The organism is Mesorhizobium sp. 113-3-9 (genome assembly GCF_016756515.1).
In the GTDB taxonomy this organism is placed as follows: domain Bacteria; phylum Pseudomonadota; class Alphaproteobacteria; order Rhizobiales; family Rhizobiaceae; genus Mesorhizobium.
In genome coordinates, this window is the sequence record NZ_AP023246.1 from 664,949 (window position 1) to 678,726 (window position 13,778).

Here is a 13,778-nt window from a genome sequence, read left to right on the forward strand (position 1 = left end):
CCCCTCGGGGAGGAAACCATGGGAAACATCACGCTCAAGAACGTCTCCAAATCCTTCGGATCGACGTCCATCATCCCCGGCCTCGACCTGGTGATCGAGAATGGCGAGTTCGTCGTCTTCGTCGGCCCGTCGGGTTGCGGCAAGTCCACGCTGCTGCGGCTGATCGCCGGGCTGGAGGACACCAGCGGCGGCACCATCAACATCGACGGCCGTGACGTCACCGGCGAGGCGCCGGCCAAGCGCAAGCTGGCCATGGTGTTCCAGTCCTACGCGCTCTATCCGCATATGACGGTGGCCAAGAACATCGCCTTCCCGCTGAAGATGGCGGGCGAGGACCAGGCGACCATCGACAAGAAGGTGAAGGATGCGGCACGCGTCCTGAACCTCACCAACTACCTCGAACGCCGGCCGGGCCAGCTCTCCGGCGGCCAGCGCCAGCGCGTCGCCATCGGCCGCGCCATCGTGCGCCAGCCTTCGGCCTTCCTGTTCGACGAGCCGCTCTCCAACCTCGATGCCGCGTTGCGCGGTACCATGCGTCTGGAGATCAGCGAACTGCACCATCAGCTGAAGACCACCATGATCTATGTCACCCACGACCAGGTCGAGGCCATGACCATGGCCGACAAGATCGTCGTGCTGAACGCCGGCAACATCGAGCAGGTCGGCTCACCGATGGAGCTCTACAAGACCCCGAACAATCTGTTCGTCGCCGGCTTCATCGGCTCACCGAAGATGAACCTCATCGAGGGCGCGCCGGCGGCCAAATATGGCGCCAAGACCATCGGCATCAGGCCGGAGCATATGCAGATCTCGACCACGGCGGGCGAATGGAAGGCCACCGTCGGCGTTGCCGAGCATCTGGGGTCCGACACTTTCCTGCATGTCCAGACCGAGGGCGTCGGTCCGCTGACGGTGCGCGCCGACGGCGAGCTGGCTGTCCATCACGGCGACACGATTTATCTCACCCCCGACAAGGCCAAGCTGCATCGCTTCGGCCCTGACGGCAAGGCGATGGCGAAGTGAGGCTGAAGGACAAATCGGCGCTGGTCACAGGATCGGCGCGGGGCATCGGCAGGGCCTTCGCCGAAGCCTATGTGCGCGACGGCGCCACGGTGGCGATTGCCGACATCAACCTCGAGGCGGCGCGGAAAACCGCCGCCGAGATCGGCGACAAGGCCTATGCGGTCAAGCTCGACGTCACGGATCAGGCATCGATCGACGCCGCGGTGAAGGCGGTGGAGAGCCGGACCGGCGGCCTCGACATATTGATCAACAACGCCGCCTTGTTCGACCTGGCGCCGATCGTCGACATCTCCAGGGCGAGCTACGAGAAACTGTTCTCGGTCAATGTCGCCGGCACTTTGTTCATGCTGCAGGCGGCTGCCCGCTCGATGATCGCGCGGGGCAAGGGCGGCAGGATCATCAACATGGCAAGCCAGGCCGGACGGCGCGGCGAGGCACTGGTCGGCGTTTACTGCGCCACCAAGGCCGCCGTCATCTCGCTGACCCAGTCGGCGGGGCTCGACCTGATCAAGCATCGCATCAACGTCAACGCGATCGCGCCTGGGGTGGTCGATGGCGAGCACTGGGATCATGTCGATTCACTGTTCGCCAAATACGAGAACAGGCCCAGGGGCGAGAAGAAGAAACTGGTCGGCGAGGCGGTGCCATACGGCCGCATGGGCACGGCCCAGGACCTTACCGGCATGGCGGTCTTCCTCGCCAGCGCCGATGCCGAATACATCGTCGCCCAGACCTACAACGTCGATGGCGGCCAGTGGATGAGTTGAGGGGGGCGGCCTCTGTTTCTCGTCCCTCCGCGAGGAGCAGAGGCCAACATCAGAGGCTGCATCGGCCTTCGCAGGCATGCCGCCCTTATCCTCTCCCGGCTGGACCGGGAGAGGCGGAGTAACGAGGCCGGAGCCGGCCAAAGGGTAAAACAGATGACCGTGAAACTCTCTTCCGCCAATCTCGCGAACCTTCCCGCCAAGGTCGCGGGTCCGAAATATGACCGTGCCAAGCTGAAGGCCGGCATCGTCCATTTCGGTGTCGGCAATTTTCACCGCTCGCACCAAGCCGTCTATCTCGACGATCTGTTCAATTCAGGTGTCGGCCATGACTGGGCCCTGGTCGGCGCCGGTGTGTTCGAGGGCGAAAAGATCGGTCGCGGCAAGCTCCAGGAGCAGGACTGGCTGACCACCGTGGTCGAGCAGGATGACGGTCATATGAGCGCCCGCGTCACCGGCGCCATGATCGACTTCCTGACGCCGGGCGATGCCGCCGGCATCATTGAACGGCTGGCCGATCCGGCGATCAAGATCGTGTCGCTGACCATCACCGAGGGCGGCTACTTCATCGACCCGGCGTCGGGCAAGTTCAACCCGGCTCATGCGGACATCGTCGCGGACGCCCAACCGGGCGCGACTCCGAAAACCGTGTTCGGCATCATCCTTGCCGGACTGGTGCGGCGGCGCGCCGACGGCATCGTGCCGTTCACCGTCATGTCCTGCGACAACATTCCCCATAACGGCCACGTCACCTCGGACGGCGTCATTGGACTGGCGCGGCTGATCGACGAGGACCTAGCCAACTGGGTAAGCGGCCACGTCGCTTTCCCGAACGCCATGGTTGACCGAATTACGCCGGCGACCACCGACCGCGAGCGCAAGATTCTGGCCGACGATTTCGGCCTGGAAGACAATTGGCCGGTGTTCTGCGAGCCCTTCAAGCAATGGGTGTTGGAGGATCACTTCACGGCCGGCCGGCCGGCCCTGGAGAAGGTCGGTGTCCAGTTCGTCAAGGATGTGTCGCCCTACGAGCTGATGAAGATCCGTATCCTCAATGGCGGCCATGCCACCATTGCCTATCCCGCCGGGCTGATGGACATCCACTTCGTCCATGAAGCGATGCAGGAGCCGCTGGTGCGCGGCTTTCTCGACAAGCTCGAGCATGACGAGATCATTCCGACGGTGCCGCCGGTGCCGGACACGGTGCTGGAGGACTATTACCAACTTATCGAGAAGCGCTTCTCCAATCCCAAGATCGGCGACACGGTGCGCCGGCTCTGCCTCGACGGCTCCAACCGCCAGCCGAAATTCATCATCCCGACCATAGCCGACCGACTCAAGGCCGGCAGAGGCGTTGCCGGGCTGGCGCTGGAATCGGCGCTGTGGTGCCGCTACTGCTTCGGCACGACCGACAGCGGCGCCGTCATCGAACCCAACGACCCGAGCTGGGACCGGCTGCAGGCGACGGCAAAGGCGGCAAAAGATGCGCCCGCCGCCTGGCTGGCGATGGAGGACATCTATGGCGATGTCGGCCGCGCCACGGCATTCGTCGAGGCCTTCGGCCACGCGCTCGGCGTCCTGTGGGCCAATGGCGCCCGCGGCACGCTGACGCGCTATCTCGCCGGCAAGCTCTGAAAGCCATTCGACATCATGACGCCTGAACTGGTCATCTTCGACTGCGATGGCGTGCTGGTCGACAGCGAGGCGCTTTCCGTCTCGGCGCTGCTTGGCATGATCGAACTTGCCGGCGGCAATATCGGCGTGGATGCCGCCTACGAACACTTCCTCGGCAAGAGCATGAAAAGCGTGCGCGAGATGCTTGGCCGCGACTTCGGCCTGGAGATCACCGACGAGCACCTTACCGCCATGCGCGTCGACCTGATGCGAAAGTTCCGTGAGGAGCTGCAGCCGATCCCGGGCATCAAGGAGATGTTGCCCAGGCTTGGCCTGCCGTTCTGCGTCGCCTCTTCCGGCACGCTGGAACGCATTCGCTATGCGCTCGACGTCACCGGCCTGCTCGGGCTGATGGAGCCGCATCTGTTCAGCGCCACCATGGTGGCCAAGGGAAAGCCGGCGCCCGATCTTTTCCTGCATGCCGCGGCCAGCATGCGGGCCCATCCGCGCAAATGCCTCGTCATCGAGGACAGTCCGGCTGGCGTCGCGGCGGCGCGCGCGGCCGGCATGCGCGTCTTTGCCTTCACCGGCGGCTCGCATGCCGGCAACCCCGCATTGAAAGCGCGGCTTGCGTCGAGTGAACCGGACTTTATATTCGCTGACATGCTGCAATTGCCCGATCTGATTGCAGGCCTGGGAGCGAGAGTTAGAGCATCTTGACGAAACAGTTTGTTTGCGCGGTCGATGTCGGCACCGGGAGCGCTCGCGCGGGCATTCTCGACGCCAGTGGTACCTTGCTCGGCCGTGCAGATCGGCCGATCGCCATGAACCAGCCAAAACCCGATCATGCCGAGCATGATTCACGCGATATCTGGTCGGCCGTCTGCGCCGCCGTGCGTGCGGCGCGCGAAAAGGCCGGAGTCGCGGCGCAAGACATTGTCGGCATCTCCTTCGATGCAACCTGTTCTCTTGTGGTTCGCGACCGGCAGGGCGATCAGCTCAGCGTTTCGACCACCGGCGACAAGCGCTGGGACACTATCGTCTGGCTCGACCACCGCGCCATTGCCGAAGCCGACGAATGCACGGCGAGCGGCCACGAGGTGCTCAACTATATTGGCGGCGTGATGTCGCCGGAGATGGCGACGCCGAAGCTGATGTGGCTGAAGCGCAACCTGCCAAAGACCTGGAATGAAGCCGGCTATCTATTCGACCTGGCCGACTTCCTTACCTGGCAGGCGACCGGCTCGCTGGCCCGCTCGCAATGCACGCTGACGGCGAAGTGGACCTATCTGGCGCATGAGGAAAGCGCGTGGCAGCGCGATTTCTTCGAAATCGTCGGCCTGGATGACCTTTTCGAGCACGGCAATCTGCCGGAGCGCGCCAGTCCGGTCGGCGCCGACATTGGTCCGCTGACGGCGCAAGCGGCGGCGGAGCTCGGCCTGACGGAAAGCTGCCGGGTCGGCGCCGGGGTCATCGATGCCTATGCCGGCGCGCTTGGCGTGCTCGGCGGCTTTGCCGGCGATGAGCAGGATATCGGCCGCCACCTGGCGCTGATCGCCGGCACCTCGAGCTGCGTCATGGCGATGTCGCCCGATCCGCAGCCTTTCGCGGGCGTCTGGGGTCCGTATTACGGCGCGGCGCTGCCGAAGCTGTGGCTGTCGGAAGGCGGCCAGTCGGCGACCGGCGCCCTGCTCGACCACATCATCCGCTGGCACGGCGCCGGCGGCGAGCCCGACGCCGCCATGCACGCCAAGATCGCCAGCCGTGTCGCCGAACTGCGCGCCGCCGAAGGGGAGAACCTTGCCGCGCGGCTGCATGTGCTGCCCGACTTCCACGGCAACCGCTCGCCGCTGGCCGATCCGCATGCAGTCGGCGTCGTCAGCGGCCTGACGCTGGATTCCTCCTTCGACAGCCTGTGCAAGCTCTACTGGCGCACCGCCGTCGGCATCGCGCTCGGCGTGCGTCATGTGCTGGAGGCGCTGAACGAGAACGGCTACCTGATCGACACGCTGCATGTCACCGGCGGCCACACCAAGAACCCGCTGCTGATGGAGCTCTACGCCGATGCCACCGGCTGCACGGTGGTCGAACCGCTGGCCGACGAGGCGGTGCTGCTCGGCACCGGCATGGTCGCCGCCACCGCCGCCGGGCTGTTTCCCGACCTCAACGCCGCCTGCCTTGCCATGCAGCAGGGCGGCAAGAGGCGTGCCGCCAACCCGGGCGCCGGCGCCCGCTTCGATCGCGACTACCGGATATTCCTGGAAATGCACCGGCAGCGGCAGGCGCTCGACGCGATACGGTAGGCTTTGCGCTATTGCTTGCGCAGCGAGGCGCCCGACGTGGCGTCGAACAGATGGATGCTTTCTTCCTCGAACGTGTAGCGCACGGGGGCGTTCAGCACCGGGCATTCACGTGCCGGAACCAGCGCGCTGATCTCCTTGCCGCCTGAACCGAATGTCACCAGCGCGTCATTGCCGTGGAATTCGATGAGATCGGCCGTGCCTTGCAATATGCCGGCGGCACCGGCACCGGCCGTCTTCAGGTCCGGAGGCCGGATGCCGAGCACGGCGCGGTCGCCATGCTGAAGATGAAATCCCCGGCCTTCGACCGAAAGAACCGTTCCGGCACCGGTCAATATCCAGCCATTGCCTGAGCGGCCGACCGTCACCTCGATGAAATTCATGTTCGGGGTGCCGATGAAACCGGCGACGAACATGTTTCCCGGCCGCCGATAGATTTCCGCCGGAGAACCGATCTGCTCGATCACGCCGTCCTTGAGCAGCACGATGCGATCGGCCAGCGTCATCGCCTCCAGCTGGTCATGGGTGACGTAGACGGTGGTGGTCTTCAGCGACTGGTGCAGGCGCGCGATCTCGACGCGCATATGGTTGCGCAATTTGGCGTCGAGATTGGAAAGCGGCTCGTCGAACAGGAACACCTTTGGCGTCTTGATCATCGCACGGGCAATGGCGACGCGCTGCTGCTGGCCGCCGGAAAGCTCGGCCGGCTTGCGGCCGAGATAGGGTTCGAGCCCAAGCGTCCTCGACACCGCTTCGACCCGCTTGCGGATATCGGCCGCCGGCACCTTCTGGCGCCGCAGCCCGAAGGCGATGTTGTCGAAGATCGTCATGTGCGGATAGAGCGCGTAGTTCTGGAACACCATGGCGATGCCGCGGTCGCCCGGATCGAGATCGTTGACCACCTTGCCGCCGATCGAGACCTCGCCGCCGCTGATGTCCTCCAGCCCCGCCAGCATGCGCAGCAAGGTCGACTTGCCGCAGCCGGACGGGCCGAGGAACACGACGAATTCGTGTTCCTCTATCGAGAGGTTGAGGTCGCGGATCACCGTGGTGGCGCCATAGGCCTTGTCGACATGGGAGCAAACGATCGCGGACATGATCAGCCCTTCTCGCCGCTGAGCAGGATCTGCAGCTTGACGTCTTGCGGGTTGCCTTCGGCAGCCCGTTCGAATGCCTTGATGCTGTCGGAGAAATCATAGGTGCCGGTGATCAGCGGCTTGAGGTCGACCTTGCCGGAAGCGATCAGCTGCAAGGCGCGGTCGAAGATGTTGGCGTAGCGGAACACCGTCTCGATGCGCACCTCCTTGGAGATCGCAGCCGGCACGTTGAGGGCGACCGGCTCCACCGGCAGGCCGACCAGCACCACCGCGCCACCCGGCCGAACGACATTGAACAGGTCGGCAAAGGCCTTCGGGTTGCCGCTGGCCTCGAAGACGATATCGGCACCCCAATTGCCGGTCGCGGCGGCAACGGCATCGGCCAGCGACTGCTCGCCAATATTGACCGGTACGATGCCGGCATACTGCGCGGCGATCGCCAGCTTGGGCGCGGAGAAGTCGGAGATCAGCACTTTCGAACAGCCGCCGGCAAGGGCGGCAAGCGCGATCATGATGCCGATCGGGCCGCAGCCGACGACGACGGCGACATCGCCCGGAACGATGCGGGCGCGGCTTGCCGCCTGCATGCCGATGGCGAAGGGTTCGACCATCGCGCCCTCGGCGAAGGAAACATTGTCGGGCAGTTTGTAGGTGAAGGCGGCCGGGTGCACGGCATAGGGCGCGAGCACGCCATGCACCGGCGGCGTCGCCCAGAAGCGTACGTCCGGGTCGACATTGTAGATGCCGAGCTTGGTCGCGCGCGACGACAGGTTCGGCACGCCTGGTTCCATGCAGACGCGATCGCCGACCTTGAACGTCTCGACATTGGCGCCGATCTCGACGACCGTCCCCGCGGCTTCGTGGCCGAGCACCATCGGCGCACGTACGACATAGCTGCCGATGGCGCCGTGCGTGTAATAGTGCACGTCGCTGCCGCAGACGCCGACCGTGTGGATGGCTATCCTGACGTCGTCCGGCCCGACATCGAGCGGCAACGCGATCTCGCGCAGCGACAGTTCGCCTTTTTTCTCAAGCACCAGTGCCCGCATCGGGGAAATCCTCACATCAAGTCTTTTTTTGCCGGAAAACGGAATTCAGGAAGCCGCTGAGTACGCCGAGGAACAGCAGGGGCGGCAGCGACAGGAGCACGACCGAGGCGTTCAGAATGCCCCACGGCACATTCATGCCTTGCTGGGAGAGTTCCGAGGCGACGATCGGCAAGGTCTTGGCGTTGGAACTCGACAGCATCAGCGCGATCAGGAATTCGTTCCAGACCAGCACGAAGCTGAAGGCGACCGCCCCTGCCAGGGAGCGCGCGGCGACGGGCAAGGCAATGCGCCAGAACACCGAATAGGCGCCGTAGCCGTCGACGAAGGCTGCTTCCTCGATCTCCTTCGGCACGCTTTGGAAGGCGGGGATGGCGAGCCACATGATCACCGAGATGGTGAGCAGCGAGTAGGTGACGATCAGCGCCGGCAAAGTGTCGTAGAGGCCGACCTGCAGCCAGATCACCATCAGCGGAATGGCCACCGCGACCGGCGGCAGGAAGCGCAGCGACAGCACGAAGAACTGGATGTCGCCGGCCCATCGGTTGGGGTAGCGCGCCACCGCGTAGGCCGCCGGCAGGCCAAGCACGACGCCGATCAGCACGGCCGAGCCGCAGGCGACGACCGAGTTGTAGAGCCCGGTGAGCACACTGTCGCGGCCAAGGATGTAGCCGATGTTGGCCCATGTCGGCGTGAACACCAGGCGCGGCACGCGGGTGATGATGTCGACATTGTTCTTGAGCGCATTGAGCGCCGTCCACAGCAGCGGAAACACGGCCAGGAACCCAGCCAGCGCCAATATCGCCTTGCCGATCAGTCTGCCGGGCTTCATGCCTGCACCCGCTTCCACAGCATGGTGAAGGTGATAACGGTGGCGATCATCATCAGCACGGCCATGGCCGAGGCGTAGGAGACCTTTCCGGACTCGATGAAGCCTTGCGAGAAGGCGTACATGTCGAGCGTTTCGGTGGCCACGCCCGGTCCGCCGCGGGTCATCACATAGATCAGGTCGAAGGAGCGCAGCGATTCGATCATCTTGACGAACATCAGGCTGATCAAGGGTGCCTTCAGCATCGGCAAGGTGACATAGGCGTGGATCTGCCAGCGCCTGGCATGGTCGAGCCGTGCCGCCTCGATCGGCTGAGGCGGCAGGGTTTCGAGCAGCTTCAGCACGATGACGGCGAAGAACAGCCCCCACTGCCAGACATCGACCGAAGCGACGGCGAACAAGGCCGTCGCCGGCTTCGACAGCGGATCGAAGATCAGCCCGCCTGTGATAAGCCTGTAGGGGTAGGTGGCGATGCCGTAGAGCGGATGGTAGGCGAATTTCCAGACGAAGGCCGCCGAGACGCGCGGCAACAACACCGGGATGATGAACAGCAGGCAGTAGACATTGCGCAGGCGCGGGCTGGCGACCTCGAACATCAGCACGCCGAGCCCGATCGCCACCACCATCGTCGCGACAACGGTGACGATCTCCCATTTCACCGACACCCAGACCGCGTTGAGAAAGCGGCGGTCGAGAAACAAGTCATAGAAGTTCGAAAGCCAGACCCAGGAATAATCGGGCGTGCTCAACTCGCGGTTCTGCAAGGCGATGACAATGGCGTAGAGCGTCGGCACCATCGACAGCACCAGAAGGATGGCGATGGTCGGAACGACGAAGGTGACAGGGAGCGACGTGCGTCGGGCCATTGGCATCTATCCTCGCTTGCGTCTCGATGGTGTCGGCATGACTTGCTCGTTGGGCAAAGTTCCCGCGGCGCGCAGGTCCCGGCATTGCGGACAATGCCGTGGACCGCGCGCCACGGGCGGGAGGATGGCTCTATTTCTTCTTCGCCAGATCGTTGGCATAGGCCTCGAGCTCGTTGAGGCCGCCCTTGATGTCGGTGCGGGTGTCGGTGACCAGTTCCTCGAGGATGATGCCCCAACGGTCGCCGAGATCGGGCCAGCGCGGATCCTGCCAGAAGTTGACCGCAGTGACCTTGCCGGTCGCCGCCAGCGCCTGGCCGAGATCGGCGCCGTAGATGTCGGCGAATTCCTTGCTGGACAGGATGCTGGTGCGGTTCAGCTCGCCGAACTGATGGGCGTCGAGCCGGCGCTTCTCGTTTTCCTTGGACGTTGCCCAGGCGATGAACAGGCCGGCGCATTTCTTCGACGCGTCGTCGGCATTGGCCTTCGCCGCGATGGCAAGGCCATGGCCGTAACCGCCGCCGGGCAGTGGCGAGGGCGGCGGCAGGAAGCCGATCTTGCCGACCACCTGCGAGGTCTTCGGATCGACCGCCATGCCCGACAGCGGCGTCGATTCGACGAGGATGGCGACCTGGCCGGAGAGGAAGGCGCCGGTCGATTCATCCCAGCTGCCGGTCTGCGTGCCGGGGGCCGAATCCTTGAAGAGTTTCAGATAGGTTTCGGTCGCCTTGACGGCGGCGTCCGAATTGAAGACCGGCTTGTCGCCGTCAAACCACTGACCGCCATAGGCCTTGAAGAAGGGCATCCAGCGCCAGACATTGGCGCCCGAACCGCGTGCGCCGCGCAGCGCGATGCCATACATGCCCTTGTCCGGATTGGTGAGCTTCGGCACATCGGCGATCAGTTCGTCGAGTGTCTTGGGCGGCTGGATGCCGGCGGCCTCGAGCACGTCCTTGCGGTAGACCATCAGGTCGCCGCCGCCGGTCAGCGGCGCGAACCAGACCTTGCCGTCATAGGTCGCGACCTTCTGACGGCCGGGATCGAAGTCGGCATAATCATAGTCAGCCGGATAATAATCGGTCAGCGGCACGATCCATTTCGACGAGGCGAACAGAGCGACATTGGCTTCGTCGACATAGTAGACGTTGTAGTTGCCGACGGTGGACGCATCGGCGCGCGATTTCGCGCGGCGGTCGTTTTCGTTCAGATAGTCGATCTGGAAGCCGGCGCCGGCAAGCTTCTCGAACTCGGCCTTGGAGTCCTCCAGAAGCGTCAGGCCGTCGCGTGGCTGCGCCAGCACCTTGACCGGTGCCGTGCAGACCGGCGCCTGCGCCAGCGCGATGGTTGATACGGTAGCGGAAAGCATGAAAGCTGCGCCCAAGCCCGCAGCGAGCCGAATTGGTTTCATTGATTTTTCTCCTCCAGGAACACTCGCGGGAAGCGGACGTCCTCGGGGTCTGCGATCCTCACCATCGCCCGAGCGACAAGCCACCCACCGCCAAAATGAGGAGTTCAACCGGACCAAGCTAGAAGCCCCGTTGCAACAAACATGTACTTTTATGCATTGTGCAGCGCAAAAAACGGCGCACCGGATCAAAGTCCGTCACACGAGTATCGATCGCATCCAAGCCGTTGATTTAAGGCGTGCTTATGCGCGCATCGTCAGCCGTTGCCGCGACAGCTTGCGGTATGATGACGGCGTCATCTTGTGCTTGCGCAGGAAGGCGCGGTTGAAGTTCGAGATGTTCATGTAGCCGACCTGGAAACAGATGTCGGTGATGGCAACATCGGTATCCGCCAGCAGCTTGCAGGCCTGCCAGAGCCTGAGCTTGGCAAGGTGGTCGCTGAAGGAGTTGCCGGTGTTCTTCTGGAAGAAGCGCGAAAATGTGCTCTCCGTCATTCCCGCGAGTTCGGCCACGTCGGGCAGCTTCAGATCCTCGGCGAAATGCTGGAACAGATAGGTCAGCGTGCGCTGGATGATGTCGAGGGACGCGGCATCGAGAACCGGCGAGAAATCGGGCGAAGACAAGAGTTCGTACTCGTCGGTCCTGGCCAGGAGGTCGACCAGTTCGAGGAACAGGCAGAGGCGGGCGAGCCCATGCACCGTTCCCATCCGCTCCATCAGTTCGGCGCCCTCCAGCGCCGTGCGACCGTGAAAGACCATGCCGCGCAGCGACCGTTCGAGGAACGGCTCCAGTTCGCGCAGTTCGGGCAACAGGCCCGCCGAGCCGCGCAGCCTCTGCGCATCGAATTGCAGGACGATGTCGCGGCCTTCGATCAGTTCGCCCGGCTGCACCGCCGTCACCCAGTCATGTGGCAGGCCGCCACCGACGATGGTCAGGTAGCCAGGCCCGAATTCGCCAATGTGATCGCCAACCAGGACCACGCCGGAGGATTTCCTGAGCAGATGGATTTCGTATTCCGGATGAAAGTTCCAGACATTGCGCTCCCAGGGGTAGTCGTCGCGCCTCCACAGGAAACTGTCGCTCGCCTCGGTGACGATATGTTCGAAGGCCGGCGCAGTGCGCGGGATCGCGGTCGTGTTTTTTCGCTGTCTGAACGCCATCCGTATCTCCCGGGGGGTTCGCTGGCTGCCGATCTCCGAGGCAATCCGTAACAGCCCGCGCCCGGCAAGGGAACGACGCAACCGCACCAGGGGAATGGCGCTGGCTCAATCGGTACCCGCTCCTCCTCCCTTGCCTTCATGTCGCATTTCGTTCAATAGACGGCGCAAACGCCGCGAAACCGCAGGTTTTGCCGTTTGACATGCGGCTTCCGGCTTCTTTCTGCCGACGTGCCGCGCCTGGAAAGAGCGGAACAATGTCTGCGATCGAAGCCGGCGCTCGCGCGCCGGAAAATCTTTGGCGTCAGGAAATCAAGGCGACGCTGGCGCTGGCCTGGCCGATGGTGCTGACCAATCTCGGCCAAACGGCGATGACGGCCACCGACGTCATGATGATGGGGCGGCTCGGGCCGGACACGCTGGCCAGCGGCGCGCTTGGCGCCAACCTCTATTTCATGCCGCTGATCTTCGGCCTCGGCCTGATGCTGGCAACCTCGCCTATGATTGCCACCGAGCTTGGCCGTCGCCGCCATTCGGTGCGCGACCTGCGCCGCACCGTGCGCCAGGGCTTGTGGCTGGCGATCCTGATCTCGATCCCGATCTGGATCTTCCTGTGGCATGGCGAATCCATTCTGCTGGCGATGGGCCAGGAGCCTGCCTTGGCGCACCAGGCCGGCATCTACCTGCGCTGGCTGGAATGGGCGGTGCTGCCTTTCTACCTCTACATCGTGCTGCGCTCGTTCATCTCGGCGCTGGAACGCCCTGGTTGGGCGCTGGTCATCGTTTTCGTCGCCGTCGCCTGCAACGCGCTCTTCAACTGGGTGTTCATGTTCGGCAATCTCGGCTTTCCGGCAATGGGCATCTCCGGTTCGGGCCTTGCCACCTCGCTGTCCAGCACGCTGATGTTCGCCGGCATGGCAGCGGTGGTGATGCTGGAGAAGAAGTTCCGGCGCTACCGTCTGTTCGGGCGCTTCTGGCGATCCGACTGGCCGCGTTTCAAGGGCCTGCTTCGGCTCGGCCTGCCGATCGCCGGCATCCTCGCCTTCGAGGTGACGATCTTCAACGCCGCGGCGCTGCTGATGGGCCTGATCGACGCGGATTCGCTGGCCGCGCATGCCATCGCCATCCAGATCGCCTCGATCTCCTTCATGGTGCCGCTTGGCCTCAACCAGGCGGTGACGGTGCGCGTCGGCCTTGCGCACGGCGCCGGCAATCCGGAAGGCGTCTCGCGCGCCGGCTGGACCGCCTTTGTCATCGGCGTCTCGTTCATGGCGCTGATGGGGCTGGTGATGATCCTGTGGCCGCATCCGCTGATCAGCGCCTTCATCGATCTCGCCAACCCGGCCAATGCCAGGGTGATCACGCTTGCCGTGTCGTTCCTGGCCTTCGCCGCCCTGTTCCAGGTCTTCGACGGCGCGCAAGCGGTCGCCGCCGGCATGCTGCGCGGCCTGCATGACACCAAGGTGCCGATGATCTACGCCGCGATCGGCTATTGGGGCGTGGGCCTGCCGCTCGGCGTGCTGCTCGCCTTCCATTTCGACTTGCACGGCGTCGGCATCTGGATGGGCCTCTCGACAGGACTGGCCGTGGTGGCGGCGCTGCTCCTGGCGCGCTGGCTGCGCCGCGACCGGATCGCGCCGTCGCTTGCCTTCGGGCATTGAACCGGACGGTTGCCGGCT

12 protein-coding genes are annotated in these 13,778 nt (G+C 64.2%); 6 read left to right on the forward strand and 6 right to left on the reverse strand.

The genetic code is table 11. The features are described from left to right. The first annotated feature begins 18 nt into the window (after nucleotides 1–18). The 5 genes from MesoLj_RS03105 (at nucleotide 19) to MesoLj_RS03125 (ending at nucleotide 5,704) form a co-directional block, all read left to right on the forward strand. Nucleotides 19–1,023: an ABC transporter ATP-binding protein gene (locus MesoLj_RS03105; protein WP_140770635.1), complete on the forward strand. Its 1,005-nt coding sequence runs from the start codon at nucleotides 19–21 to the stop codon at nucleotides 1,021–1,023. Continuing rightward, on the forward strand, nucleotides 1,020–1,790 hold the full coding sequence (locus tag MesoLj_RS03110) for an L-iditol 2-dehydrogenase (RefSeq protein ID WP_202325044.1): 771 nt from the start codon (nucleotides 1,020–1,022) through the stop codon (nucleotides 1,788–1,790). Before MesoLj_RS03105 ends, MesoLj_RS03110 begins: the two co-directional genes overlap by 4 nt. Before the next feature lie 153 nt (nucleotides 1,791–1,943). Next, a complete protein-coding gene (locus MesoLj_RS03115; protein ID WP_202325045.1) occupies nucleotides 1,944–3,422 on the forward strand; it encodes a mannitol dehydrogenase family protein in 1,479 nt (492 codons plus the stop codon). Nucleotides 3,423–3,437: 15 nt separating this feature from the next. Next, nucleotides 3,438–4,121, forward strand: a complete 684-nt coding sequence (locus MesoLj_RS03120; RefSeq protein ID WP_202325046.1) for an HAD-IA family hydrolase — start codon at nucleotides 3,438–3,440, stop codon at nucleotides 4,119–4,121. Then, complete coding sequence (locus tag MesoLj_RS03125; protein ID WP_202325047.1) at nucleotides 4,118–5,704, forward strand: FGGY-family carbohydrate kinase; 1,587 nt, start codon at nucleotides 4,118–4,120, stop codon at nucleotides 5,702–5,704. The genes MesoLj_RS03120 and MesoLj_RS03125 overlap by 4 nt, the downstream gene beginning before the upstream one ends. 8 nt (nucleotides 5,705–5,712) lie before the next feature. Here MesoLj_RS03125 and MesoLj_RS03130 read toward each other — a convergent pair whose 3' ends face one another. The 6 genes from MesoLj_RS03130 to MesoLj_RS03155 form a co-directional block, all read right to left on the reverse strand. Continuing rightward, nucleotides 5,713–6,798 carry an ABC transporter ATP-binding protein gene (locus MesoLj_RS03130; RefSeq protein ID WP_202325048.1) on the reverse strand — a complete coding sequence of 362 codons (1,086 nt, stop codon included), beginning with the start codon at nucleotides 6,796–6,798 and terminating at the stop codon, nucleotides 5,713–5,715. Between the two features lie 2 nt (nucleotides 6,799–6,800). After that, entirely contained in the window at nucleotides 6,801–7,847 is a 1,047-nt protein-coding gene (locus tag MesoLj_RS03135; protein ID WP_202325049.1) for an NAD(P)-dependent alcohol dehydrogenase, read from the reverse strand. 16 nt (nucleotides 7,848–7,863) lie between these two features. Then, entirely contained in the window at nucleotides 7,864–8,676 is an 813-nt protein-coding gene (locus MesoLj_RS03140; RefSeq protein WP_140770649.1) for a carbohydrate ABC transporter permease, read from the reverse strand. Beyond that, entirely contained in the window at nucleotides 8,673–9,539 is an 867-nt protein-coding gene (locus tag MesoLj_RS03145) for a carbohydrate ABC transporter permease (RefSeq protein ID WP_202325050.1), read from the reverse strand. The genes MesoLj_RS03140 and MesoLj_RS03145 overlap by 4 nt, the downstream gene beginning before the upstream one ends. A gap of 130 nt (nucleotides 9,540–9,669) precedes the next feature. Next, entirely contained in the window at nucleotides 9,670–10,902 is a 1,233-nt protein-coding gene (locus MesoLj_RS03150; protein WP_446720323.1) for an ABC transporter substrate-binding protein, read from the reverse strand. 282 nt (nucleotides 10,903–11,184) lie between these two features. Continuing rightward, nucleotides 11,185–12,102 (reverse strand): AraC family transcriptional regulator, encoded by a 918-nt coding sequence (locus MesoLj_RS03155; protein WP_140770655.1) that lies wholly within the window; start codon nucleotides 12,100–12,102, stop codon nucleotides 11,185–11,187. 254 nt (nucleotides 12,103–12,356) lie between these two features. Here MesoLj_RS03155 and MesoLj_RS03160 point away from each other — a divergent pair, with 254 nt between their 5' ends. Next, complete coding sequence (locus MesoLj_RS03160) at nucleotides 12,357–13,760, forward strand: MATE family efflux transporter (RefSeq protein WP_202325052.1); 1,404 nt, start codon at nucleotides 12,357–12,359, stop codon at nucleotides 13,758–13,760. Nucleotides 13,761–13,778: the final 18 nt, after the last annotated feature.

Excerpts from the sequence above, each read along its gene's own strand:
- MesoLj_RS03105 (WP_140770635.1), top strand. The coding sequence starts at position 19 with ATGGGAAACATCACGCTCAAGAACGTCTCCAAATCCTTCGGATCGACG.
- MesoLj_RS03115 (WP_202325045.1), top strand. The coding sequence starts at position 1,944 with ATGACCGTGAAACTCTCTTCCGCCAATCTCGCGAACCTTCCCGCCAAG.
- MesoLj_RS03120 (WP_202325046.1), top strand. The coding sequence starts at position 3,438 with ATGACGCCTGAACTGGTCATCTTCGACTGCGATGGCGTGCTGGTCGAC.
- MesoLj_RS03130 (WP_202325048.1), bottom strand. The coding sequence starts at position 6,798 with ATGTCCGCGATCGTTTGCTCCCATGTCGACAAGGCCTATGGCGCCACC.
- MesoLj_RS03135 (WP_202325049.1), bottom strand. The coding sequence starts at position 7,847 with ATGCGGGCACTGGTGCTTGAGAAAAAAGGCGAACTGTCGCTGCGCGAG.
- MesoLj_RS03140 (WP_140770649.1), bottom strand. The coding sequence starts at position 8,676 with ATGAAGCCCGGCAGACTGATCGGCAAGGCGATATTGGCGCTGGCTGGG.
- MesoLj_RS03145 (WP_202325050.1), bottom strand. The coding sequence starts at position 9,539 with ATGGCCCGACGCACGTCGCTCCCTGTCACCTTCGTCGTTCCGACCATC.
- MesoLj_RS03150 (WP_446720323.1), bottom strand. The coding sequence starts at position 10,902 with ATGCTTTCCGCTACCGTATCAACCATCGCGCTGGCGCAGGCGCCGGTC.
- MesoLj_RS03155 (WP_140770655.1), bottom strand. The coding sequence starts at position 12,102 with ATGGCGTTCAGACAGCGAAAAAACACGACCGCGATCCCGCGCACTGCG.
- MesoLj_RS03160 (WP_202325052.1), top strand. The coding sequence starts at position 12,357 with ATGTCTGCGATCGAAGCCGGCGCTCGCGCGCCGGAAAATCTTTGGCGT.